22 protein-coding genes and 1 other RNA gene are annotated in these 22,125 nt (G+C 64.8%); 5 read left to right on the top strand and 18 right to left on the bottom strand.

Going from position 1 to position 22,125, the window contains the following annotated elements; genetic code table 11:
* Positions 1–9 precede the first annotated feature (9 nt).
* The 4 genes from BMY53_RS10080 to mraZ are packed head-to-tail and all read right to left on the bottom strand — an operon-like array spanning position 10 to position 3,513.
* On the bottom strand, positions 10–1,785 hold the full coding sequence (locus BMY53_RS10080; RefSeq protein ID WP_092946152.1) for a peptidoglycan D,D-transpeptidase FtsI family protein: 1,776 nt from the start codon (positions 1,783–1,785) through the stop codon (positions 10–12).
* Positions 1,782–2,087, bottom strand: a complete 306-nt coding sequence (gene ftsL / locus BMY53_RS10075; protein ID WP_092946150.1) for a cell division protein FtsL — start codon at positions 2,085–2,087, stop codon at positions 1,782–1,784. The genes BMY53_RS10080 and ftsL overlap by 4 nt, the downstream gene beginning before the upstream one ends.
* Complete coding sequence (rsmH, locus tag BMY53_RS10070) at positions 2,084–3,085, bottom strand: 16S rRNA (cytosine(1402)-N(4))-methyltransferase RsmH (RefSeq protein WP_092946148.1); 1,002 nt, start codon at positions 3,083–3,085, stop codon at positions 2,084–2,086. Before rsmH ends, ftsL begins: the two co-directional genes overlap by 4 nt.
* Positions 3,085–3,513, bottom strand: a complete 429-nt coding sequence (gene mraZ, locus BMY53_RS10065; RefSeq protein ID WP_092946146.1) for a division/cell wall cluster transcriptional repressor MraZ — start codon at positions 3,511–3,513, stop codon at positions 3,085–3,087. Before mraZ ends, rsmH begins: the two co-directional genes overlap by 1 nt.
* A gap of 587 nt (positions 3,514–4,100) precedes the next feature.
* Between mraZ and BMY53_RS10060 the strand changes: the two genes are divergently transcribed.
* Both BMY53_RS10060 and BMY53_RS26345 read left to right on the top strand, forming a co-directional pair.
* A complete protein-coding gene (locus tag BMY53_RS10060; protein WP_092946144.1) occupies positions 4,101–5,090 on the top strand; it encodes a type VI immunity family protein in 990 nt (329 codons plus the stop codon).
* A complete protein-coding gene (locus tag BMY53_RS26345; RefSeq protein WP_255370128.1) occupies positions 5,069–6,118 on the top strand; it encodes a type VI immunity family protein in 1,050 nt (349 codons plus the stop codon). The genes BMY53_RS10060 and BMY53_RS26345 overlap by 22 nt, the downstream gene beginning before the upstream one ends.
* A gap of 40 nt (positions 6,119–6,158) precedes the next feature.
* Here the strand turns inward: BMY53_RS26345 and BMY53_RS10050 are convergent, their stop codons facing one another.
* Positions 6,159–7,397: an MBL fold metallo-hydrolase gene (locus BMY53_RS10050; protein WP_092946142.1), complete on the bottom strand. Its 1,239-nt coding sequence runs from the start codon at positions 7,395–7,397 to the stop codon at positions 6,159–6,161.
* Positions 7,398–7,507: 110 nt separating this feature from the next.
* Here BMY53_RS10050 and BMY53_RS10045 point away from each other — a divergent pair, with 110 nt between their 5' ends.
* Positions 7,508–8,170, top strand: coding sequence for a TetR/AcrR family transcriptional regulator (locus BMY53_RS10045; RefSeq protein WP_092946140.1), 663 nt, complete (start codon positions 7,508–7,510; stop codon positions 8,168–8,170).
* Between the two features lie 79 nt (positions 8,171–8,249).
* On the opposite strand, the gene BMY53_RS10040 is transcribed toward BMY53_RS10045, so the two are convergent.
* Together BMY53_RS10040 and BMY53_RS10035 are read right to left on the bottom strand one after the other, a co-directional pair.
* A complete protein-coding gene (locus BMY53_RS10040) occupies positions 8,250–9,218 on the bottom strand; it encodes a carbonic anhydrase (RefSeq protein WP_092946139.1) in 969 nt (322 codons plus the stop codon).
* Positions 9,219–9,412: 194 nt separating this feature from the next.
* Positions 9,413–10,618, bottom strand: coding sequence for a multidrug effflux MFS transporter (locus BMY53_RS10035; protein WP_092946137.1), 1,206 nt, complete (start codon positions 10,616–10,618; stop codon positions 9,413–9,415).
* A gap of 165 nt (positions 10,619–10,783) precedes the next feature.
* Here BMY53_RS10035 and BMY53_RS10030 point away from each other — a divergent pair, with 165 nt between their 5' ends.
* Positions 10,784–11,767, top strand: coding sequence for a Gfo/Idh/MocA family protein (locus tag BMY53_RS10030; protein ID WP_310732110.1), 984 nt, complete (start codon positions 10,784–10,786; stop codon positions 11,765–11,767).
* Positions 11,768–11,807: 40 nt separating this feature from the next.
* Here the strand turns inward: BMY53_RS10030 and cysK are convergent, their stop codons facing one another.
* Positions 11,808–12,728: a cysteine synthase A gene (gene cysK / locus BMY53_RS10025; protein WP_092946133.1), complete on the bottom strand. Its 921-nt coding sequence runs from the start codon at positions 12,726–12,728 to the stop codon at positions 11,808–11,810.
* A 52-nt stretch (positions 12,729–12,780) separates the two neighbouring features.
* The gene (locus BMY53_RS10020) at positions 12,781–13,248 is read right to left on the bottom strand and encodes a GNAT family N-acetyltransferase (protein WP_092946131.1); all 468 of its coding nucleotides are present in this window, start codon (positions 13,246–13,248) and stop codon (positions 12,781–12,783) included.
* Positions 13,249–13,299: 51 nt separating this feature from the next.
* On the opposite strand from BMY53_RS10020, the gene rnpB reads away from it, so the two are divergent.
* Positions 13,300–13,638: RNase P RNA component class A (gene rnpB, locus BMY53_RS10015), an RNA gene on the top strand.
* 1 nt (position 13,639) lies between these two features.
* Here rnpB and BMY53_RS10010 read toward each other — a convergent pair.
* From BMY53_RS10010 to BMY53_RS09970, 9 genes are all read right to left on the bottom strand, one after another.
* Positions 13,640–14,635 (bottom strand): FHA domain-containing protein, encoded by a 996-nt coding sequence (locus BMY53_RS10010; protein WP_092946129.1) that lies wholly within the window; start codon positions 14,633–14,635, stop codon positions 13,640–13,642.
* A complete protein-coding gene (locus BMY53_RS10005; RefSeq protein ID WP_177200815.1) occupies positions 14,617–16,044 on the bottom strand; it encodes a S1 family peptidase in 1,428 nt (475 codons plus the stop codon). The genes BMY53_RS10010 and BMY53_RS10005 overlap by 19 nt, the downstream gene beginning before the upstream one ends.
* A 160-nt stretch (positions 16,045–16,204) precedes the next feature.
* Positions 16,205–17,254, bottom strand: a complete 1,050-nt coding sequence (pyrC, locus tag BMY53_RS10000; protein WP_092946125.1) for a dihydroorotase — start codon at positions 17,252–17,254, stop codon at positions 16,205–16,207.
* A gap of 41 nt (positions 17,255–17,295) precedes the next feature.
* Positions 17,296–17,730, bottom strand: coding sequence for a hypothetical protein (locus BMY53_RS09995; protein ID WP_143074021.1), 435 nt, complete (start codon positions 17,728–17,730; stop codon positions 17,296–17,298).
* A gap of 131 nt (positions 17,731–17,861) precedes the next feature.
* The gene (locus tag BMY53_RS09990; RefSeq protein ID WP_092946121.1) at positions 17,862–18,596 is read right to left on the bottom strand and encodes an amino acid ABC transporter ATP-binding protein; all 735 of its coding nucleotides are present in this window, start codon (positions 18,594–18,596) and stop codon (positions 17,862–17,864) included.
* 12 nt (positions 18,597–18,608) lie between these two features.
* Positions 18,609–19,289: an amino acid ABC transporter permease gene (locus BMY53_RS09985; protein WP_092946119.1), complete on the bottom strand. Its 681-nt coding sequence runs from the start codon at positions 19,287–19,289 to the stop codon at positions 18,609–18,611.
* A 1-nt stretch (position 19,290) separates the two neighbouring features.
* Positions 19,291–20,028, bottom strand: a complete 738-nt coding sequence (locus tag BMY53_RS09980; protein ID WP_092946561.1) for an amino acid ABC transporter permease — start codon at positions 20,026–20,028, stop codon at positions 19,291–19,293.
* Between the two features lie 116 nt (positions 20,029–20,144).
* Entirely contained in the window at positions 20,145–21,038 is an 894-nt protein-coding gene (locus BMY53_RS09975; RefSeq protein WP_092946117.1) for an amino acid ABC transporter substrate-binding protein, read from the bottom strand.
* Positions 21,039–21,175: 137 nt separating this feature from the next.
* On the bottom strand, positions 21,176–22,105 hold the full coding sequence (locus BMY53_RS09970; RefSeq protein WP_092946115.1) for a LysR substrate-binding domain-containing protein: 930 nt from the start codon (positions 22,103–22,105) through the stop codon (positions 21,176–21,178).
* Positions 22,106–22,125: the final 20 nt, after the last annotated feature.

Below are 22,125 nucleotides of genomic sequence, written 5' to 3'. Positions count from 1 at the left end.
ACTGCCCGCTTAAAAACTCTCATCCACGGCCTGGAGCTTCTGGGCCGCGACGATCTGTGGCTTCACTTCCAGGTCCGGCGCCTCACCCAGCAGGCGCAGGGTCTGGGCCACCACCTGGCTGAAGACGGGGCCGGCCACGGCACCGCCGAAGTACTGGCCGTTCTTGGGTTCGTCAACCATCACCGCCACGATGATGCGCGGCTTGGAGATGGGTGCGATGCCCACGAACCAGGAACGGTATTTATGGCTTGCATAGCCCTTGCCCTCCTGCTTGTGCGCCGTGCCGGACTTGCCGCCCACGCTGTAGCCAGGAACCATGGCCTGCGGTGCGGTGCCGCCCGGGCCGGCGGCCAGTTGCAGCATGTCGCGGATCTCCGCAGCGGTCTTGGGGGAGAACACCTTGATGCCGACCACCGGCTCGTCCGGTGCCCGTTTGGTCATGGTGATGGGGATGATGTCGCCGTTGCGGGCGAACACGGTGTAGGCGCGTGCCAGCTGCAGCAGCGAAGCCGAGAGGCCGTAGCCATAGCTCATGGTGGCCTGCTCGATGGGCCGCCAGCTCTTGTAGGGACGCAGCTTGCCGGTCACCGCGCCGGGGAAGTTGATCTGCGGGCGCTGGCCCAGGCCGATGGCGGTGAACACCTCGTACATCTCGCGCGGCTGCATCATCAGCGCCATGCGGGCGGCACCGATGTTGCTGGACTTCTGGATGACCTGAGAAACGGTCAGGTCCCCGTGCGGATGGGAATCCGTCGGGGACCAGCCGGAAATGACCACGCTGCGGGGGCCGGTGCTGAGCACCGTGTCCGGCTTCACCCGCCCGGTCTCCAGGGCCAGGCCAGTGGTGAAGGGCTTCATGGTCGAGCCGGGCTCGAACACGTCGGTCAGCGCACGGTTGCGCAGTTGCTCGCCGGAAAGATTGGTGCGGTGGCCGGGGTCGTAGCTGGGATAGTTGGCCAGGGCGAGGATTTCACCCGTGTGCACGTCCAGCACCACCACCGAACCGGCCTTGGCGTTGTGCTCCGCCACGGCGTCACGCACGCGCTGGTAGGCAAAGAACTGCACCTTGGCATCGATGGAGAGTTCGATGTCCTTGCCGTTGAGCGCAGGCACCTGCTCACCGATGTCTTCCACCACACGGCCCAGGCGGTCACGCACGACCGAGCGTGACCCGTCGCGCCCCTGCAGGTCCTTCTGGAAGGCGAGTTCCACCCCTTCCTGCCCCTGCTCCTCGATGTTGGTGAAGCCCACGATGTGTGCGGCGGCTTCGCCTTCAGGGTATTGGCGCTTGTATTCGCGGTCCTGGAAGATGCCCTTCAGGCCCAGTTCCTTGATCTTGGCCGCCGTCTGGTCGTCCGACTGGCGGCGCAGATAGACAAAGCGGTTGGCCGGGTCCAGGCGCTTTTCCAGCTCGTTGTTGGACATGCCCAGGATCTTGGCCAGTTGGCGGCGCTTGTCCGGGTCGGCATCCACGTCCTTCGGGAAGGCCCAGATGGAAGGCACGGCCACGCTGGCGGCCAGCACCTGACCGGTGCGGTCGCTGATCTTGCCCCGGCTGGCCGGCACTTCCATCTTGTGCGCGTAACGGGCCTCGCCCTGGCGCTGGAAGAAGTCTTCGCCGATCAGCTGGATGTAGGCGGCGCGGCCCAGCAGGCCGGCAAAGGCCAGCCCCACCAGGGCCACCAAAAAGCGCGAACGCCACGGCGGTGTCTTGGACGCCAGCAGCGGGCTGCTGGAGTAGCTGACGCTGCGCGTGGCGGGGTTGGAGCGCTTGCGGCCGATCACTGCGCGGCTCCCACCACACGAGCACCGCTGGCGCCTTGCGCCGGGGCCTCCGGGTTGTAGGTGATGGCCGGGGTGATGGGGCGCATCTTCAGCCGTTCACGGGCCACCTGCTCCACGCGGAGATTGGTGGCCTGCGCCTGGCGGTCGGCCAGCAGGCGTTGGTAGTCCGCATCCAGACGACGGGCCTCGCTCTGCGAGCGGTCCAGTTCGGTGAACAGCCGGCGGGCGTCATAGGCGCTGCGCACCATGTACACGCCCGAGGCCATCACCGCGATCATCAGGATGAGGTTGAGCCGCGTCATCCGCGCCGCCCTCCCCGGCGCTGCTTGCCGGTGGATTCTGGTGCGGGCGGCGGCAGCGGCGCATCGGTGCGTTCGGCCACCCGCAAGATGGCGGAGCGTGAACGCGGATTGGCACGGATCTCGCCCTCGGAGGGCTTGATGCGAGCGATGGCCGTCAGCGCCAGCGGCTTGGGCGCGGCGAACGGCGCGCGGCGGTCCACTTCGTCCTTGCTGTGGGCGGTGATGAAATTCTTGACGATGCGGTCTTCCAGCGAATGGAAGCTGATGATCGCCAGCCGGCCGCCGGGCACCAGGCGCGCCAGCGCGGCGTTCAGCCCCTGCTGCAGCTCTTCAAGCTCGGCGTTGACGAATATCCGTAAAGCCTGAAATGTGCGCGTTGCAGGATCCTGGCCCGGTTCGCGGGTTTTGACCGCACCAGCCACGACTTGGGAAAGCTCGGCGGTGCTTCGTACAGCACGCCCGCTTTCCCGGCGAGCCACAAGCGCCTTTGCAATCGGCAGAGCAAACCGTTCTTCCCCATAGTCTCGAATCACCGTGGCGAGTTGAGTGACCTCCGCCCGCGCCAGGAATTCCGCAGCGCTTTCGCCCCGCGTGGTGTCCATGCGCATGTCCAGCGGGCCGTCGAAGCGGAAGCTGAAGCCCCGCTCCGGATTGTCGATCTGGGGGCTGGAGACCCCCAGGTCCAGCAGCACGCCGTGGACCTGGCTGACGTTGAGTGCGTCAAGCTGGGCCGCCATGTCGGCGAACGGCGCATGGCAGATGGAGAAACGCGGGTCCTCGACCCGCGTCTGTCCGGACGTGGCGGCCGCGACAGCTTCCGGGTCGCGGTCGATGGCGATCAGGCGCCCTCGGTCCGACAACCGGGACAGCAGCAGGCGCGAGTGGCCTCCGCGGCCGAAGGTGCCGTCGACATAGATGCCGTCCGGGTCGTTCAAGACGCCATCAACCGTTTCCTGCAGCAGGACGGTGGTGTGGGTGAAGGGGGTGGTGGCGCTCATCAGAAGCTGAAATCCTTGAGCGCATCCGGCAGTTCGGACTGCATGACGGCGGCTTCGTGGGTGGCGTAGGCCTGGGCATCCCACAGTTCAAAGTGGCTTCCCATCCCGAGCAGCATGACGTCCTTCTGGAGACCGGCGGCCGCACGCAACTCAGGGGCCACGAGAACACGGGCGGCGGAATCGATCTCGACATCCTGGGCGTTGCCGAGAAACACGCGTTTCCAGCCGGCAGCGGACATGGGCAGTGCGGCCACACGATCGCGGAACTGCTCCCAGGCGGGACGGGGGAAGACCATCAGACAGCCTTCCGGGTGCTTGGTGAGCGTCAGTTGCCCGTTGCACAGGGCCTGCAGGACTTCACGGTGCCGTGCAGGGACGGTCAAGCGCCCCTTGGCGTCCAACGCCAAGGCACTCGCCCCTTGAAACACGACATTCGCCACTTTGCCCCACCGAATTGCACTTTCTCCCACTTTAATGGCGGTCGCCACCCGGGTCAAGAAAATCCAGCGTTTTTCCCAATCAAATCAACTACTTAGCTACTGTTCTTAGGGGATCTTCGAAAATAAAAGTCGTTCAAAATGAAGGACTTAAAAAGGTGTGTGCAAGTGATGGATCAACAAAATATGCCTGTGTACCTGCTTTGAAACAGTGAAACAGACCTGTGAATAAGTTGGCAGGCCGGCATGGGCTGGGGGTTCCAGCCCCGGCATAGGTGGGAAGCGCCCCTCCATTTGTGTGGGGTTGCAAGGGGTTGCGCCATGAACCTTGATGGGGGCTGCGACCACGCCAGATGCCAAGTGAGTGACCCAAGTGACCCAAGTGACTATGTGCACAGGTCAGGCGGTAACCCCGCTGGTAGCGTGGGGCTCAAATTATTGTTCATGGGTCCATGCTTTCCGCTGGTGTTCTCGACAGCACGGCGCTCGCATTCTTCATCGTCTCAGAGGCGTCGCGCTTGTTCCCGCCTCGCAATCTCGTCCCTGTTCCCTGAGCCAGAACGATTCAGTTAAACGACATGAACACCACTGAACTAATTTCCCAGTTGGTCAAGGATCAGGGTGGTCCTTGCGCTCTGGACACCACCTATCTGCCTTACAGCGACCCGGCAGCCGGTGCAGCCGTGAAGTTTGGCCTGGGCGGCGAGCTGTTTTTGGACCATCAAGACCGGCATGACCTTCGCGACAAGATGCGGGACTTCCTTGTCAGCTATTGGGAGCGGTTTCCCGACGAGCTCGACCAGATTCTTCCTGCGGACGCGAAACGCGCGAAGAAGTTCAAAGGCAACCCAGCCGACATCATCGATACCTACAACAAGAAGCAGCCGCTGACTCGCGCGTACTCGGTAAGCCTTTTTGGCTCGGTCGATATCGGCCTACCTGTTGACGACATCGACCCCTATCAAGCGAGCGGTTTGACAACAAGCGCATCGGACCAGAGAAGTTCTTTTGTTCGTGCATCGATGCCCTTGTGCGGCAAGGACGGTCGCCCCCAAAGCGCCGAACTTCTCTCTGCGTTTTTGCAATGGTGCCGGCTGTTCAAACCGCTCCACGGATCGGCTGGTTTCACGCTCATTTTTTGCCCGGGCATGGAGCAGAATAGCGTGCAGTGTCTTCAGTTGATGAAGCGCTTCCCGGGCTTCGATTTCCCGGACCCGGTCAGGTTCATTGGAGAAACCGATGGGGTCCGCAATCGCATCAAAAGCGTTAACTGGCTGACGGTGTTGAGCGACCCACTGCTCGAAGAACTGGGCGGGTTGGCGACGCTGCGAAGGAACCTGGAGCCGTCGTGCACCATTCATGAATACGAGGGCGGCATCCTGATTCAGGCTGGCGAGACACCTCGGCTCGGCGATACCGAACGGAGCGACATCCCGGAAGAATATCGGCGGGTGGCTCGTGCCACCCGCCCAGTGCGCTTCGAAGACTATTCGTCTGCGCTATTCCGGGTAGAGCCAGCGCTCGACAAGAAGAAAGAAACGCTGGCTTGGATCCATCGCTTCGATTGACTCGCAACGCCGGTGTGGAAATCGTGAACGCCAACGAGCTGTTTTCCCAGTTGGTCCAGGCCGAGGGTGGCCCCTGCGTATTGGACAGGGCCTACCTGCTCTATCACGGCCGCTCCGCCGGACCGGCTGCCAAGTTCGGTCTGGGTGGTGAGCTGTTTCTCGATCATCCGGACCGGTCGATGCTGCGCCAGCAGGCGGCGACGTTCCTGGCCGACTATTGGCAGCGCTTTCCCGCCGCTGTCCACCAGTTTCTGCCCAATCACGCCAGGAAGACCAAGGGGTTCAAGGTCAACCCACTGGCGCTCATCGAGAAGGACATCGCAGGGTCGGATGTCGAGACGCCTTACTCCGGCGCGCTCTTTGGCCCGGTGGATGTGGGGCTGCCCAACGATGACATCGCCCCCCATCAGGCCCGGACACTGATCGTCGAACCTGACAGTGAAGAGAGCTCGTTCATCCGGGTGGCCATGCCACTGTGTGACCCGAACGGCAGTTCCCCGAACAGCACCCCGCAATTCGACACCCTGCTGAGCGCCTTCCTGGACTGGTGCAGCCTGTTCAAGCCCCGCCACGGATCCGCTGGTTTCACCCTCATCGTCAGCCCGGGCATGGAGCAGAACAGCGTCCAGTGCCTTCAGTTGATGAAGCGCTTCCCGGGTCTCGATTTCCCGGATCCGGTCAGATTCATCGGAGAGACGGAAGGGGTGCGCAATCGCATCAAATGCGTCAACTGGCTGACGGTGCTGGGAGACCCACTGGTCGAGGAACTGGGTGGGCTGGCAGCGCTGAGAAGCAGCCTGACGCCCGCCTGCACCGTCCACCTCTACGATGGCGGCATCCTGATTCAGGCCGGAGAGACACCACGGCTCGGTGATACCGAGAAGGGTGACATTCCGGAGGAATACCAGCGGGTCGCTCGCGCCACCCAGCCAGTGCGCTTTGAAGACTATCCGTCCGCGCTGTTCCGGGTGGCCCCAGGGCTGGACAAGAAGAAGGAAACGCTGGCCTGGATCCGTCGTTTTGACTGAAGCCAGCCAGCGGCCCGAGTGACACAACCCGGAGCCGGACTCAGCTCGCTTCCTGCCACCACGCCTGCGTCGGCACCGGCTCCTCGATGTCCACCGGCGCCCCCATGATGGGCGTCACCAGTTCCACGTCACGCAGGCGCGCCAGCGCCAGGATGCGTTCAAACGGGTCTTGCCAGCGGTGCATGGCCAGGTCGAAGGTGCCGTTGTGGATGGGCATCATGCGGCGGCCACGCAGGTCCAGATGCGCCTGCAGCGTCTGCTCGGGCTGCATGTGCACATAAGGCCAGCGGGCATCGTAGGCACCAGTTTCCATCAGCGTGAGATCGAACGAACCGAAGCGCTCGCCGATGGCCTTGAAGCCGTCAAAGTAACCGGTGTCTCCGCTGAAGAAGACCCGCATGTCGTCATCCTCGATGACCCAGGAGGCCCACAGCGTGCTGTTGCGATCAAACAGCGACCGGCCCGAGAAATGCTGAGCCGGCGTGGCGGTGAACTGCACCCCCGCCACGGTAGTGGATTGCCACCAGTCCAGCTGCTGCACCTGCCCCGCCGGCACGCCCCAGTCGATCAGGCGCTTGCCCACCCCCAGCGGTGTGAGGAAGTGCCGAACCTTGGGCGCCAGCGCCTTCACCGTGGCTTCGTCCAGATGGTCGTAGTGGTCGTGGGAGAGGATCACGCCCTCCAGCTCCGGAAGCTCATCCAGCGCGATGGGCGGGGCATGGAAACGCTTGGGGCCGGCGAAGGAGAAGGGTGACGCACGTTCGGAGAACACCGGGTCCGTCAGCCAGAAACGGCCACGCAGCTTGAGCAGCACGGTGGAATGCCCCAGGCGGTAGAGCGTGCGGTCCGGTGCCGCCATGAGCTGCGCCCGCGTGAGTGCCTGAACGGGGATGGCCTGCCCTGCGGCAGGCTCCGTGCCGGCAGGCTTGCGGAACATGACGTCCCAGAACAGGCCCACGGTTTTCCAGAAGCCCTGCTTCGGTTGGGGCGCCGCGTTCTGGTAGTTGCCTTCAGCATCGCGTCGATAACCCGCCGCGCCTGCGCCAGCGCGGGCGACCGCATTGGAAACGCCGGCACCAGCGGAACTACCGGAAGCACCCTCGCTGAGCGACGCCGGAGCAGCGGTCGTCTCAATCACTGCGGCCGCAGAGGTGCCAAGCGAGGGAGAGGAAGACGTGGCGCCCAGAGCGCGAGGGACGGAAATGGAAACGGTCACGGCAACAACTCCCAAGGAACAGAGCAGCGCGGCCAGGGCGCGGCGGGTGGCGGAACGAGTCATCGGAACTCCGGATGGCTGCAGGCCTCGAAAACTGCACTACACAGTGTAGTTTCAACGCGAGTGTAGGCATGGATTCGGGAAAAGTAAACTCCCCCGTGTAACATACGACCATGTCCGAGCCCCAGTCCATTGACACCCGTCCGTTGCCCGATCCGTCGCCCAACACCTTGCGTCTGACGGACCGAAAGCGCCAGGCCATCGTGGATGCCGCCATTGCCGAGTTCCGTGAACACGGCTTCGAGGTCGCCAACATGGACCGTATCGCGGCGCGCGCGCAGGTGTCCAAGCGGACCGTCTACAACCACTTTTCCGGCAAGGACGCTCTGTTCGAAGCCATCGTGGAGCGGCTGTGGACCACGACCAAGGGCGACATCGAACTGCCCTACCGGCCGGACCAACCGCTGCGGGCGCAGCTCCTGGCGCTGATCAACCAGAAGCTGGAGATGATGAAGGACGAGCAGTTCATCAACCTGGCTCGTGTACTGATTGCCGAAGCCATCCATACGCCAGCGCGCGCACGCGAAATGCTGGCGCGGCTGGGTACAAAGGAAGAGGGCTTGACCCGCTGGGTTCGGGCCGCAGCGGCGGACGGACGCCTCGCGGTGACGGATCCGGTCTTCGCCGCAGCCCAGGTGCAGGCGCTGGTGAAGGGCTTTTCATTCTGGCCGCAGATCACCATGGGCCAGGCACCATTGAGCGATGCCGAACAGCACAAGGTGGCCGCAGCTGCGGCTGACATGTTCCTGCGCAGCTATGCGCGGGATGCGGTGTAACGACACCCGGCCCACCACGGGCACGCCGCGCGCAAAAGGTGTGCCCCCGCCAGGCGACGGACCGCATCTCGGCCCTTCCTCAATTGGACTCCTTGATCAGCCGGCCTGAGGCCGCCTGCAGCGGGCGCGCATTCATCGGGTAGAGCCGGGAGAAGATGGAAATCTGCTGGCTGCTGACCTGTACCGGCTGGCGCAACACCATCCAGAGCACCCCTTCGGCGCAGGGTGGCGTGGTCATGGACCCCATGTAGGTGAAGTAGGCGCGGTCCTTGGGCAGCAACTGGCTCAAGTCGATCGTCACCGGCGCCTCGTAGTTGTCGCCACGCTCCAGCGGCAGGTAGTTCCAGACCGTCTGGATCAGCGCCTGGTCCTGGCCGCGCTCCAGCAGCACCGCGATGGTGGCCATGCGGCCATCCGCGTCCTTGTGCTCCAGGTGGGCCACCATGTCGTACTGTCTGCCGTTGATGCGCTCTTCGCTGGGGCGATGGAAGTGGAACTGCTGCAGTTCGAAGCGCCGCCCCATGATCTCGATGGTGTTGCCAGGCGCGACGTTGACCTGGATGGTGTGCCCGGTGTCCAGCACCGAGAACCGGCTGGGGTGATAGTCGAAGCGGATGGCTTCCTGGTCCACACGGATGGTGTCGCGGATGTCGATCGGACTCTGGCGCGTGCCGATGGCGCACTGGCGCCAGTCCGGGTGGAGCTGGCCCCAGCGGTCCGGCGCGTTGTCACCGGTGTAGGACCATGCCGGTTCCGGCCGCGGCGCCGAGGCGGCCACGGACACCGACGGAAGCGTGGTGGACTTGCCGGCGGCCCGGCGCGATTTGCCCTCGTCCTTGTCTTTTTCTCTCGCCTTGCCGGCGCCGGTGCCGATCTTGGTGGCGCTGACGTCGTCCTTCAGCCGTTCGGCCAGCCGCTGGCGCAGTTGCTCGGGCGTCTCCTCGCCTTCGGCGCGTGCATGCGGCGCCGCCACCAGGGCCAGCGCCACGGCGACACCAACGTTCAGCAGGGCTGACGACCAGGAACGGCCACCGGGGAACGGGGACATGGACGGACTCCGGGAGACGCGCAGGGCTGCCGAACGGGCAACGGCTGCAGCGGGAACAACAAGATCAAGCGCCCGGCAAAAAGCCGCCGGGCGCGGCTTCCCTTAATGTCGGCCAAAGCGGGCCGCGACTTGAGCGCCGGGATGCCGATCCACTGCCAGACCGTGTGCTCTGCGCGCAAAAGTGCGCGGCAGCCTCAGCCCACTTCGCGCCGGATCCAGACCCAGGCCACCAGGCCGATGCACAGCAGGCCGGCCGAGGTCAGTGCCAGCACCAGCGTCGAATGCATGACCAGCGGTACCAGCACGCCCGCCACCAGGCCGTTGGCCGCACTGCCCACACAGGCCTGCAGCGAGGAGGCCATGCCGCGGCGCTCGGGCGCCTGGTCCAGCACCATGAGCGTAACGACGGGCACCATGAGCGCCCAGCCAAACGCAAAACCACCGATCAGCGGGAACGCCCACCAGGCGCTCAGCGGCAGCAGCAGGTTGCCGGCGATGTTCAGCACCGAGGTGGCCACCATGACCACAAAGCCATGCCGGATCTGGCGTGCGGGCGGGATCCGGCCCGCCAGCCGGCCACTGAGCCAGGCGCCGGCCATGATGCCGCCGATGGTGAACAGGAAAAAGATGAAGAACTGGGTGGGCGCCATGCCCAGGTGCTCGCCCAGGAACACCGGGGCCGCCAGCACATACAGGAACATGCCGTTGAACGGGATGCCGCTGGCCAGGGTGAGCATCAGGAAGCGCCGGCTGGTGAACAGGCTGGCATAGCCGCGCATCAGGGCGCGGACGTGGAAGGGCTGCTTGTGGTCCTTGTGCAGGGTTTCCGGGAGCAGCCGCCAGTTGGAGACAAACAGCAGCGCGCCCACCACGCTGAGGAACCAGAAAATCGCGTGCCAGTCCGCATGGGCGAACAGGAAGCCACCGATCATGGGCGCAATGGCGGGCGCCAGGCCAAAGAAGATCGTCACCTGGGACATCACCCGCTGGGCCTCCGAAGGCGGGAACATGTCGCGAATGATGGCGCGGGACACCACCACACCCGCGCCGGCCGAGAGGCCCTGCACCACCCGCCAGAACACCAGTTGGCCGATGCTGCCGGCCAGGGCACATCCCACCGAAGCAATGGTGAAGACCGCCATGCCAGCCAGCACCACGGGGCGACGGCCGAAGCTGTCTGACAGGGCGCCGTGGAAGAGGTTCATCACGGCAAAACCGAGCAGGTAACCCGACAGGGTTTGCTGCATTTCCACCGGCGTGGCATCCAAGGCACGCGCTATGCCGGAGAAGGCTGGCAGGAAGGTGTCGATGGAAAAGGGGCCGACCGTTGCCAGAGCCGCCAGAAGGATGGAGAGCGCCCAGCGCGGTGCGCGCCAGAGTTGGCTGGCTTGAGGATTCATGCGGGGCTTACCTGCAGCGATGCGGGGCTGGGCCGCGGTGGCGGGCCCCTGGTGGCGGATGGCGTGCGCTGATCGCCCATCCTGTTGGATCGGTGGTGCGCGGCTCACAGCAGTGTAGCGGCGGCCTCTACACTGCGACGACTTTGCGGGCGAGGAGCATCAGGCGTGCCGGGCGTATTGAGCATTGGAGTGATCGGACTTGGGGTGATGGGACAGCGGATGCTCGCCCGTCTGGCGGGCCATGCCCGTTTACGGGTGACACAGGTCTGGGATGAAAACCCGGAAGTGCTGGCGCAGGCGCTCGCGCACTATCCGCTGTTGCGGGCCGCCACCAGCGCCGAGGCGCTCCTGGAGGAACCGGGCCTGCACGGGGTCTATATCGCGACACCCCCGGGCTCGCATCTGCCCTTGACGGAGCGGGCGTTTGACGCCGGGCTGGCCGTGCTCTGCGAAAAACCGCTGACGACCGATTTCGAGGCGGCCAAGGCCAGCATTGCCCGGATCCAGCGCGAACAGCGGCGGGCGGCTGTGAATTATTCGCTGGCCTCGTCCACCGGCTTGGCCGCCTTGCAGCTGGCCTTTGGGGTCGGCGCCCGCCGAACACTGGGAACGCTGCAGGAAGTGCGGATCGAAGCCCGTTTTTCGGCCTGGCCGCGGCCGTGGCAAAGCGGCGCGGGACGCTGGCTGTCACAACGGGGTGAAGGCGGATTCACGCGGGAGGTGTTGTCACACTTCGTGTTCGTGCTGCAGCGGGTGCTGGGGCCGGCGGAGGTGGTGACGAGCCGCGTCACCTGGCCAGACGATGGCGTGAGCGCGGAGACGGGGCTGGAGGCCGAGTTGCTCGCCGGTGGTGTGCCGGTGACGATCCGGGCCGGGATTGGCGGGGACCGCGCGGACGACAACCGGATGTGGTGGCGGGCGGCCGAGGGCGAGATTGAACTGAAGGACTGGTTCGGGGTCACCCAGCAGCGCCAGGGCGAACGGGTTCAGAGCCTGGGGGACGCCGACATGCTGCGCATGACCGGCATGACCGATCAGTTGAGCCACTGGGCCGCCATGCTGGAGGGCCACTCGCACAGCCTGCCGGGCTTTGCAGAAGCCTTGGCTGTGCAGCAGACGATCGAGCGGCTGCTGCGCGGGACGGATTGAGTGGGCGGCGTCATGCGCGCCAGCGGCATGACGCCCAAGCTCAGGCGGGCAGGAAGCCTTCCACCGAGAGATAACGCTCCCCGGTGTCGTAGTTGAAGCCCAGGATGCGGACGTTGTCCCCCAGTTCCGGCAGCTTCTTGGCGATCGCCGCCAGCGTGGCACCGCTGGAGATGCCGACCAGCAACCCTTCTTCGCGGGCGCTGCGACGAGCGAATTCACGTGATTCTTCGGCTTCGACCTGGATGACGCCGTCCAGCAGCTCGGTGTCCAGATTCTTGGGGATGAAGCCAGCACCAATGCCCTGGATAGGGTGAGGGCTGGGCGCACCGCCGCTGATGACCGGCGACGCACTGGGTTCGACAGCAAACACCTTGAGCTTGGGCCAGGCCTGCTTGAGCACACGCGCACACCCCGTGATGTGCCCCCCGGTGCCGACGCCCGTGATCAGCACGTCCAGACCGTCAGGAAAATCGGCGAGGATTTCCTGCGCAGTGGTGCGCACATGCACATCCACATTGGCACCGTTTTCGAATTGCTGCGGAATCCAGGCGCCTGGGGTCTGGGCCGCCAGTTCTTCGGCACGGGCAATGGCGCCCTTCATGCCTTTTTCGCGCGGGGTGAGGTCGAAGCTGGCACCGTAAGCCAGCATCAGACGGCGACGCTCGACCGACATGCTGTCCGGCATGACAAGAACCAGCTTGTAGCCCTTCACCGCCGCCACCATGGCCAGGCCCACGCCGGTGTTGCCGGACGTGGGCTCGATGATCGTGCCGCCCGCCTTGAGCAGGCCACGCGACTCGGCATCCTCCACCATCGCCAACGCAATGCGGTCCTTGATGGAGCCGCCCGGGTTGCTGCGCTCGGACTTGATCCAGACCTCTGAAGGCCGACCGGCAAAGAGTCGCTGGATACGGATATGCGGCGTGCGGCCGATGGTGGCCAGGACGTTGTCTGCTTTCATGGTGCTTCCTCTAAGAGGCCCCATGCTAGAGGAAAACGCCGGGTCGGACCTGTCAGTTGTTCAAACGCTTTTCCATGAAGACGAGCAGCGGATCTGACGCGTAAGGCCCGAACGGCTCACGGCGGTCATAGCCCAGACCTTCATACAACGCCAACGCTTCAGCCTGGTGCACCCCCGTCTCCAGTCGCACCAGTGGGATGCCCTTGGCACGCAGATGGGCCTCCAGCTGTTCCATGAGCACCTTGGACAGCCCCCGCCCACGGAACTGCGGGTGGACAAACATGCGCTGGATTTCGCCATAGGGCTCGTCCGCATCGTCCTTCACCACCTTGACCGCGCCACAGCCGGCCAGCCACTCGGCCAGCCACACGCCCAGGAAGAGCACCTGGGGCTGGGCCAGCGCCTGGGGACTTTCCAGATGAGGACTCTCCGGCGGATAGAGGGTCGACATGTAGGCGTCCGACTGCGCCAGCAGGGACAAGGCCGCCTGGCTTTGGGGGTCGAGGGCTTGGATCTGCATGCCCTCCCCCAGCAATTCGTGTTCCCGCCCGGCCGGCTACAATACGCCCGTGAAGCAAGCCAGACCGCCGCTGGTGCAAAAGTGGAAACACTGCACTGGAGGAAGGTCCGGACTGCATAGAGCGGCGTAGCAGTTAACGGCTGCCCGGCGAAAGCCGAGGATCAGAGCAACAGAGACGAGTCGGACGGGGCCTGCCCCGTCCGGGTGAAACGGGCAATCTCTACGCGCAGCAACACCAAGTAGGCCAGCGTTGATGCGGCTCGCAGAGCTGGCGGGTAGGTGGCACCGAGCCGTGGCAGTGATGCCCGGCCCAGAGGAATGGCGGTCACATGGGCAGGTCCGCAAGGACCCGCCCGTGCACAGAATCCGGCCTATCGGCTTGCTTCACTCTTTATTCATCATCCCCGGAGAGCTGCTCCTGGTCATTGCGCTTGCGGGCCTGCTGCTGCAGCGGTGCCTCCAGGCGCTCCAGGGATTCCACAAAGCTGTCCACGGGCTTGGGCTGCGCCAGCCGCACGGTGGGCGGTGGCAACGCGCTCAGGTAGCTGGGGCCCAGCCAATACTGCTGTTCGGTGCGCCGCCCCACGGTCAGGGCCAGGCCGACCAGCGCCAGCGCCGCCACCCCCACCAGCAGCCGGCGACGCGCCCGGGGCCACACCACCGAGGCATGCCACCACAGCAGCACCGCCCCGCCAATCGACAAGGTGAGGCTTTCCAGGGCCATCAGGCGGGACCAGGAGAAGGCATAGGCCACCACCGGCAGCGCCACATCCGCCACCTGCATGACCAGGCTCACCACCAGGGCGCGCCACAGGTGGGCACCAAAGGCAAACCAATGGCGGAACAGCTGGGTGATCAGGGCCCACACGGCTGCCCACATGAGCGCCAGCCCCAGCGGCACCAGGACACCACTCACGGCATCCACCCAGGCCGTACTGCCATCCGTCGCCGACCAGTTGGTCAGCCACAGCAGGAACAACCACAGCACCAGCACCACCGGCAAGGCCCAGGCCGGACGTGCATCGCTGCGCACGGGCTGGTCGGCCCGGGCCAGCGGCTGTTCCGGCGCCAACGGATCCAGCGCGGTGCGCAGGCGCAGATGGGTGGTGCCCAGTTGCACGCTGGATGCTGCCGCCCACAAGGCGGAGGCGCCAGCCGCCAGGTGCCGGCCGTCCAGCCAGCCGCCATTGGCGCTGTCCAGCAATTCGAGCCGGGCGCCCTCCTCCGTCCAGTGCAGGAGTGCATGCGTGCCGGCCAGGTGCGGGTCAGACAGCACCAGATCTGCCGACGGCGCACGGCCGATCGTCAGGGGCCAGTGGCGGACCTTGTGCGTTTCCCGGCAGTGACCATCGCGGCCCAGGATCTCGATTACCGCGGCGTGGTCCATGCGAATCCTTGCAGATAGTGGCGCGTCAGCCGGGTGGCATTGGCAAAGCTGACGCCGCGGGCATCAAATCGGCCCAGGGCCCCTTCGGTGGCCGCATCGACATTGGTGACCAGCACCGAGACGTCATACAGGCCTTCGAGCTTGCGATAGGCCCGCATGCAGGCCACGGCGCGCAGCGGCGGCCCGTCCTTTTGCTGGACGAAGTCTTCGGTGCAATAGGGCGCGGTGCGGTCGCGGTCCGCGCCGCCCAGGCGTTCATTGCGGAAGCTGGCAGAGAACTGGCGAGAAAAGCGCAGCGCGCCCAATTTGCTGCCGTCATAGGCTTCCTCCTGCACGCTCAGGTAGCCGGTCTGCAACTCCTCGCTGACAAAGAGCGCCTGCTCCATGCGGCACTGGGTGCGCTGCATCTGCAGGCCCTGCGCATCGGCCGGTGTGGCACTGCCCCAGCAGCGCATGTATTGCTCCTGAGGAATGGGCAGGCGGTAACGCGGGTGATTCAGGCTGCGCCAGGGCTGGCTCAGGAAGTTGCGCACCAGTTCGTCCTGGAAAGCCATCACCTGCTCACGCAGGCGCGGCCAGGCCGGCCCCTTGAGCGGCGCGGCGCTTCGGCTGCGCGCAAGCAGCCCCGCGGCATGGCCGCCGGGCACCAGGAAGCTCATCTGCTGCGAGAAGAACATGGTGGAGACGTTCACGCCCACCACCTCACCTTCCTCGTCCAGTACCGGCCCGCCACTCATGCCGGGATTGATGGAACCTGAGTAGTAGATGAGCGGATCGAAACTGCGTTCGACCAGGCCGTTGTAGGTGCCCTCGACCACGGCAAACGCCACGTCATGCGGGTTGCCCATCGAGTAGATACGCTCCCCTTTGGCCAGCGGCTGGTCCACCGGGCGGAAGACCAGCGGCGCTGCGGTCATGCGGCGGATGAGGTCGGAGGTGCCCACCAGGCGCAGCAGCGCGAGGTCACGGCGCACATCCACATCCAGCAACTCCAGCTCCCCGCTCTCGCCGTCCGGCGTGGAGAACTGCAAGCGGTAGCGCTCCGGCTCCAGTGCATGCTGGCTCACCACATGGTAGTTCGTGATGACGTGGCCCTCGGCACTCACCACAAACCCGGAGCCCACCGACGCCTGGCTGCCGTTCACCAGGGTCCTGACCTGCAGCAGTTGGGAACGGGTGCGCTCATACAGGCGGCGGGCGCTGACGGAGACTTGCGCCGGATGGGCCTGAGCGGGATGGCTGGCGGCCGCCGCAGGCGCGGCGGTGAGCGGCGGTGCAGGGACTGGTGCCGGGGTCGGCGCGCGCTGCGCCGCCACCCCGCCCGCGGTCAGAAGCAGCGCGGCGGACAACAACCCGCTGCTCAGGCGACCAAGCAACCGGAGACCAAACACAAATGGATGGACAGACAAGCGACAAAGCTCCTTCGAGAGACCTCGCGAGATGGGCGCTTGCACGACCCCGGCACTTGACGCGAGTGCGCCAGGTCAAGCGTCAGGTTCGGTGCCGGATTCAGGCGCCAGGACGCTGGCATGCTAGCCGGTTTCCAGTGGGGGAAGCTCGGCCCGGGCGTTATGCAGAGGCTGCTTCGTCGAGCCGCCAGTGCATCACCTCACCGCCACGCAGCGGCTTGAGCTGGGCAGCCTCGCCAAACGGCACGGCCTCGGGGAGCGTCCAGTCGGTCTTGCGCAGTGTCACACGGGTGGTGTTGCGCGGCAGGCCGTAGAAGTCCGCCCCATGGAAGCTGGCAAAGGCTTCCAGCTTGTCCAGTGCGCCAGCGGCCTCGAAGGCCTCGGCATACAGTTCCACGGCAGACAGCGCCGTGAAGCAGCCGGCGCCACAGACCGAGTTCTCCTTCATGACCGAGGCATGAGGGGCGCTGTCCGTGCCCAGGAAGAACTTCGGGCTGCCGGAGGTGGCCGCCTTGATCAACGCCAGACGATGCTCTTCCCGCTTCAGCACGGGCAGGCAGTAGTAATGCGGACGCAGCCCCCCCATGAAGATGGCGTTGCGGTTGTAGAGCAGATGCTGGGGGGTGACGGTGGCCCCGGTGAAGCTGTCGGCGTCCGTCACGTATTGGGCGGCTTCCTTGGTGGTGATGTGCTCGAAGACCACCTTGAGCGCCGGGAAATCCTTGCGCAGCGGACGCATGACGCGGTCCACAAAGAAGGCTTCGCGGTCGAAGACATCCACGTCGGGGTCTGTCACCTCGCCATGCACCAGCAGCAGCAGGCCCGCCTTCTGCATGGCCTCCAGCGTGGCGTAGGTCTTGCGGATGTCGGTGACACCGGCATCGCTGTTGGTGGTGGCGCCCGCCGGATAGAGCTTGAGTGCCACGACGCCGGCCGCCTTGGCCGCCGCGATATCGTCGGGGCTGGTGCGGTCGGTGAGATAGAGGGTCATGAGCGGTGTGAAATCCACACCTTCGGGCACCGCGGCCAGGATGCGTTCACGGTAGGCCACGGCCTGCGCGGCCGTGGTGATCGGCGGCTTCAGGTTGGGCATCGCGATCGCACGGGCGAATTGGCGGGCGGTGTAGGGGACGACGCTCTGCAAGGCTGCGCCGTCGCGCAGATGCACGTGCCAGTCGTCCGGGCGGATCAGGGAAAGGGTGTCGCTCATGGGAGTGGATTGTCTCACCGCGGCCCGAGCAAGCCTTGGAATCAAAGGTCGGACCAGCAGGCTTTTGGGCGGTGCAGCAGCATCATGGCGGCGCCCGCCAGCTGCACCATCGAGGAAGAAAGCCCCAACAGCGCGGCCAGTTTCGGGGGCCCGCCCAACATCCAGATCATCAAGCACGCGAGAATGGCAAAGCCACCGACCATCAGCGTCGCCAGCAGCGCCATCATCCACTTCAGGTCGGAGAAACGGTCGGCCAGGGCCTCGATCTGGCCCGCCATCAAACCGAAGTCGAATTTCAGCTGCATGACGTCGGTCTTCAATTGCGCAAGGTCGGTCTTCAGTTCGGTGATGTCGTGGTCCATGACGCCGAAGCGGTGCCGAACCTCGGCGCGAAAGCCAGCCAGGGAGTCCGACGTTTCATTCGGCGGGCCATGCCGGAGCCGGCTGGAAGGATGGGGATAGGCTGTGATCTTCATGCCCTCCATTCTTCGGAGAGCCCCATCCCCCGTCACTGACCTCTTTCAGGAGCGTTCGTAACGGAGTGTTTTCGAAAAGAAAAGGCCCACGCCAAACGGCATGAGCCCCTGGGCAGCGTTGGGTCCGCAGGTCAGTGCTGCAGGATCTTCGCGAGGAAGTCCTTGGCGCGCGGCGAGCGCTCATCCGGCCTGGCGAAGAATTCCTCCTTCGTGCAGTCCTCGATGATCTTGCCGGCGTCCATGAAGATGACGCGGTTGCTGACCTTCTTGGCAAAGCCCATTTCGTGCGTCACGCACATCATGGTCATGCCCTCGTTGGCCAGTTGCACCATCACGTCCAGCACTTCGCCCACCATTTCCGGGTCCAGCGCGGAGGTCGGCTCGTCGAACAGCATCACGATGGGATCCATCGACAAGGCACGGGCGATGGCCACGCGCTGCTGCTGGCCGCCGGAGAGTTGCCCGGGGAACTTGTCCTTGTGCGCCATCAGGCCCACACGGTCCAGCATCTTGAGCCCGCGCGCCTTGGCGTCGTCGATCTTGCGGCCCAGCACCTTCACCTGCGCCAGCGTGAGGTTCTCCGTCACCGACAGGTGAGGAAACAGCTCGAAGTGCTGGAACACCATGCCCACGCGCGAACGCAGCTTGGGCAGGTTGGTCTTGGGTGCCGTCAGGCTGGTGCCGTCCACGATGATGTCGCCCGCCTGGATGGGCTCCAGCGCATTCACCGTCTTGATCAGCGTGGACTTGCCCGAACCCGAGGGGCCGCACACCACCACGACTTCGCCCTTCTTGATGGCGGTCGTGCAATCGGTCAGCACCTGGAAGGGGCCGTACCACTTGGAGACATTCTTGATTTCAATCATGGCGAGAGGACCTCAGCGAATGATGGCGATCTTCTTCTGCAGCCGGCGAACCAGCATGGACAGGCTGAAGCAGATGACGAAATAGACGACCGCAACAGCCAGATAGGTTTCCACCGGGCGGTTGAAGTTCTTGCCGGCGACCTCGAAGCCCTTGAGCAGGTCATAGGCGCCGATGGCATAAACCAGCGAGGTGTCCTGGAACAGCACGATGGTCTGCGTGAGCAGCACCGGCAGCATGTTGCGGAAGGCCTGCGGCAGCACCACCAGGCTCATGGTCTGGCGATAGTTCATGCCCAGGGCATAACCGGCGAAGACCTGGCCCTTGGGCACGGACTGGATACCGGCACGCATGATCTCGGAGTAGTAGGTCGCCTCGAACAGCGTGAAGGTGATCAGCGCCGTGGTTTCAGGTTCGAAGTTGCGCCAGCCCAGCGCGTTCGTCGCGAACGGCAGGAGCAGGTAGACCCACAGGATCACCATCACCAGCGGGATGGACCGCAGGGTGTCCACGTAGATGGCGGCTGGCGCCTCCAGCCACTTGCGGCCCGACAGGCGCATCATCGCCAGCAGCGTGCCCAGCAGGATGCCGCCCAGCATGGCCATGATGGTCAGCTGGATGGAGAAGATCAGGCCCTTGGAGACAAAGGCCCGCAACACATCCCAGGTCAGGAACGAAAAGTCCAGATGGGTCATGTCACTTGGCCCCCAGGATGCCGGGCACCCGCACGTACGCTTCGATCAGCTTGGCCACGCGGTTGATGACGAAGGCCGACAGGAAATAGAGCAGCGTCACCGGCAGGAAGATCTGCACAAAGCTGGATTGCTCGGACGATTGCAGCGCGAACTGAGTCAGGTCAGGAATGCTCACGGCAAAGGCCACCGCGGAATTCTTGACGATGTTCATGCTCTCGCTGGTGAGCGGCGGAATGACGATGCGGAAGGCCATGGGCAGCAGCACATGGCGATAGGTCTGCGGCAGGGTCAGGCCCAGGGCCTGGCCGGCGTACCGCTGGCCCTTGGGCAGGGTCAGGATGCCGGCCTTGACCTGCTCCGCGATCCGCGACGACGTGAACAACCCGATGGCGCACACCATCAGCACCGACGGCGGCACGGCTTGCAGCGGCGTGAACAGCTGCGGCAGCACGTGATACCAGATGAAGAGTTGCACGATCAGCGGGATGTTGCGGAAGAGCTCCGTCCAGGCCTCGCCGATGAGCGCGAACTTGCGGTTCGGTACGGTCCGCAGAATGCCGATCAAGGACCCCGCGATCAGGGCCACCAGCAGGCCCAGGACCGAAATCGTCATCGTCCAGCCCCAGGAATGCACCATGGCATCCAGGTAGGTCTCGTAGCCCTTCGCGCCGAGGCAGCTCGGCGCGACCTCCTCGGTCACGATGTCAGTGCAGTACAGCTGCCAATCCCAACTCGGCATGGCTTGCTCCCATCCATCCATACAAAAAGGGGCCGCCTTCAACGCGGCCCCATCACGCCACAACGGCTTCTGCGACAAGGCGCCCCGCAGGGCGCCTTGAGCCGAAGCGTGGGACTTTACTTCTTGGCGTATTCCTCGACAGGCTTGTCGTTAGGCGTCGCCCAGGCAGCCTTGGTGGCTTCCGAAGCCGGCATGTTCAGCTTGGCGTTGGCCGGGGGGATCGGCTGGGTGAACCACTTGTCGTAGAGCTTGGGGATTTCGCCGGACTTGATCATCGCCTTGATGCTGTCGTCCACAGCCTTCTTGAAGGCCGGGTCGTCCTTGCGGATCATGATGGCGATGGGTTCGACCGACAGGGTTTCGCCCACGATCTTGTAGTCCGCCGGCGCCTTGGACTTGGCGATGTTGCCGGCCAGGATCTGGCCGTCCATCACGAAGGCATCGGCGCGGCCGGATTCGAGCAGCAGGAAGCTGTCCGCATGGTCCTTGCCCAGCACTTCCTTGAAGTCCACGCCGTTGGCGCGCTCATGCTTGCGCAGCAGCTGCACGGAGGTGGTGCCGGTGGTGGTGGCCACGGTCTTGCCGTTGAGCTGGGCGATCGAGGTGATGCCGGAATTGGCCTTCACCGCGATGCGCACTTCCTCGACGTAGGTCGTGACGGCAAAGGCCACGTCCTTGCCACGGGTGGCGTTGTTGGTGGTGGAGCCGCACTCGATGTCCACGGTGCCGTTTTGCACCAGGGGCACGCGGTTCTGCGAGGTCACCGGCAGGTACTTGATGTCCAGCTTGGCCAGGCCCAGCTGCTTCTGAATGTCGCCCAGCACGTGCTGGCAGATCTCGACGTGGTAACCCACGTACTTGCCATCACCCAGGGTGTACGACAACGCGCCCGAGGATTCGCGCACGCCCATCGTGACGCTGCCCGTGTCCTTGATCTTCTTCAGCGTATCCGCCTGGGCCACTCCGGCCAGGGCCGCGCCAAGGGCCAGGACAAGCAATGCCTTCTTCATAAGTGCTCCTGCAAGTTCAGAATCAAATTGTGTCTGTGTACGGGCGAAGCAGACCACGTGGGCGCGATCTGCTGGGTAGGGAGTATTACGCATCTATTACGCATCTGCGAGAACTGCGGACGCTGCGTATGCAGGATTCATGCCGCAGACCCGCCTGACTGGGTGAGGAACGACCACAACGCCTGGGCCACGGGCTTGACACGGCGGGCCGTTGCCTGCCGCTCCCGATACATGCGCAGTTCCATGTTCAGTTCGTAATGGCCGGGCTCCGCCGCACGCACCAGCCGGCGCGCCTTGACTTCCTTCTTCACCGAGCTGGCTGGCAGGAAGGCCAGGCCATGGCCCTCCAGCGCCATGGCCTTGAGGCTTTCCGCCATGTCGGTCTCGAAGACGGACTCGAGGTTGAGCGGCAGGGAGGCATCCTTGACGATCAGTTCCACCAGCCGGCCGAGGTAGGCACCGGAGGCGTAGCTGAGGAAAGGAATCTTCTGGCCCGGATGGCCGGTGATGCGGAACATGGGGGCGCCGGCGGCGTCTGCCTTGGCATAGGCCGAAAGCGTCTCGTGGCCAAGCGACACCGACTCGTAACGCTCCGGATCCAGCTGCAGGGGCTGGCTGGGGTGGTGGTAGACCACCAGCAGGTCGCAGTTGCCTTCGCTAAGTTGCAAGGTAGCGTCGTGCACATTCAGAGCGTTGAGCCGGCACTTCACCTCGCCAAATCGCTGGCGCAACTCCATCAGCCAGTGCGGGAAGAAGCTGAAGGACAGCGAGTGCGGCACCGCGAACTCGATCATGTCCTGGCCGGCGGACTGGTGGCTGCGCAGCATGTTGCGGGTGGCCTGCAGGTTCCCCAGCAGGTCCACCGCCTGGCCGAGCAGGGTTTCCCCGGCGGCCGTGAGCCGCGTGGGATAGGAGGAACGATCGACCAGATCCACGCCCGCCCACGCCTCCAGTGCCTGGATGCGCCGCGAGAACGCCGGTTGCGTCACATGCCTCAACTGAGCTGAGCGGGAGAAGCTGCGCGTCTCCGCCAGGCTCACAAAATCTTCAAGCCACTTGGTTTCCACAATCCGGGATTATGCCGCGC

Source organism: Roseateles sp. YR242, assembly GCF_900109745.1.
GTDB lineage: Bacteria > Pseudomonadota > Gammaproteobacteria > Burkholderiales > Burkholderiaceae_C > Roseateles.
This window is presented reverse-complemented; position numbering and strand designations above follow the sequence as displayed.

Bases quoted from the DNA above. Each gene is read 5' to 3' on its own strand.
- BMY53_RS10060 (WP_092946144.1), top strand. From the start codon at position 4,101: ATGAACACCACTGAACTAATTTCCCAGTTGGTCAAGGATCAGGGTGGT.
- ftsL (WP_092946150.1), bottom strand. From the start codon at position 2,087: ATGACGCGGCTCAACCTCATCCTGATGATCGCGGTGATGGCCTCGGGC.
- BMY53_RS09975 (WP_092946117.1), bottom strand. From the start codon at position 21,038: ATGAAGAAGGCATTGCTTGTCCTGGCCCTTGGCGCGGCCCTGGCCGGA.
- BMY53_RS09980 (WP_092946561.1), bottom strand. From the start codon at position 20,028: ATGCCGAGTTGGGATTGGCAGCTGTACTGCACTGACATCGTGACCGAG.
- BMY53_RS10040 (WP_092946139.1), bottom strand. From the start codon at position 9,218: ATGTCCCCGTTCCCCGGTGGCCGTTCCTGGTCGTCAGCCCTGCTGAAC.
- BMY53_RS09990 (WP_092946121.1), bottom strand. From the start codon at position 18,596: ATGATTGAAATCAAGAATGTCTCCAAGTGGTACGGCCCCTTCCAGGTG.
- cysK (WP_092946133.1), bottom strand. From the start codon at position 12,728: ATGAAAGCAGACAACGTCCTGGCCACCATCGGCCGCACGCCGCATATC.
- BMY53_RS10050 (WP_092946142.1), bottom strand. From the start codon at position 7,397: ATGACTCGTTCCGCCACCCGCCGCGCCCTGGCCGCGCTGCTCTGTTCC.
- BMY53_RS10045 (WP_092946140.1), top strand. From the start codon at position 7,508: ATGTCCGAGCCCCAGTCCATTGACACCCGTCCGTTGCCCGATCCGTCG.
- BMY53_RS09985 (WP_092946119.1), bottom strand. From the start codon at position 19,289: ATGACCCATCTGGACTTTTCGTTCCTGACCTGGGATGTGTTGCGGGCC.
- pyrC (WP_092946125.1), bottom strand. From the start codon at position 17,254: ATGAGCGACACCCTTTCCCTGATCCGCCCGGACGACTGGCACGTGCAT.
- rsmH (WP_092946148.1), bottom strand. From the start codon at position 3,085: ATGAGCGCCACCACCCCCTTCACCCACACCACCGTCCTGCTGCAGGAA.
- BMY53_RS10035 (WP_092946137.1), bottom strand. From the start codon at position 10,618: ATGAATCCTCAAGCCAGCCAACTCTGGCGCGCACCGCGCTGGGCGCTC.
- BMY53_RS10010 (WP_092946129.1), bottom strand. From the start codon at position 14,635: ATGGACCACGCCGCGGTAATCGAGATCCTGGGCCGCGATGGTCACTGC.
- BMY53_RS10020 (WP_092946131.1), bottom strand. From the start codon at position 13,248: ATGCAGATCCAAGCCCTCGACCCCCAAAGCCAGGCGGCCTTGTCCCTG.
- BMY53_RS09995 (WP_143074021.1), bottom strand. From the start codon at position 17,730: ATGAAGATCACAGCCTATCCCCATCCTTCCAGCCGGCTCCGGCATGGC.